1 pseudogene is annotated in these 543 nt (G+C 65.0%); it reads right to left on the reverse strand.

Annotated elements, in window-relative coordinates:
• Window positions 1-543 (reverse strand): annotated as a pseudogene (locus tag WM40_RS27345) (integrase); the annotation flags it as partial.

The following is a 543-nucleotide window of genomic DNA, read 5'->3' on the forward strand; positions in this document are numbered from 1 at the left end:
CCCGTCCACGGATTGAAGTCGAGATAGCGCATCTCGACGAGCCACTGAAACAAGGCTTTTAAAACAGCACAGGCGGTCGCCCGGCTCGCCGGCGACAACGGCCCGGCGAACGGCCGCCAATGGGGTGACCACCGCTGTGTTTTGCGGGGGCCGATCCAGTTTTCGGGCGGCGCCAACAAAAATGTCCGATAGGCGGTGATGTCCGCGACATCCAAGGACGATAGCGGCTTACCACGCTCGACAATGGCCCACAGCAGCAAGCGCTCGGCCTGCGTCCGGTAAGAGCGCCACGTATGGGAATCCGGCTCGTGTAGCGCGAGCCAGGCGCGAATCGCGGCCAGATCGTTGTGCGCACCCGTTTGATTGCGGCCTTGCGCGGCGCGGTTCGTCCCGCTCGCCCCTGAAAGCGCCTGCGGCACATCCAGCAACTCAAGCGGCGCGAACGGGCTTGCCGCGACGCGCTCGGCAATCAATGCGGCGCGCGGCACCTGGCGCAATGGTTGTATCGCACGAATGCTCAACGCACCCAGCGTGGCGCGGTTC

This window comes from Robbsia andropogonis (genome assembly GCF_000970345.1).
Lineage (GTDB): Bacteria > Pseudomonadota > Gammaproteobacteria > Burkholderiales > Burkholderiaceae > Robbsia > Robbsia andropogonis.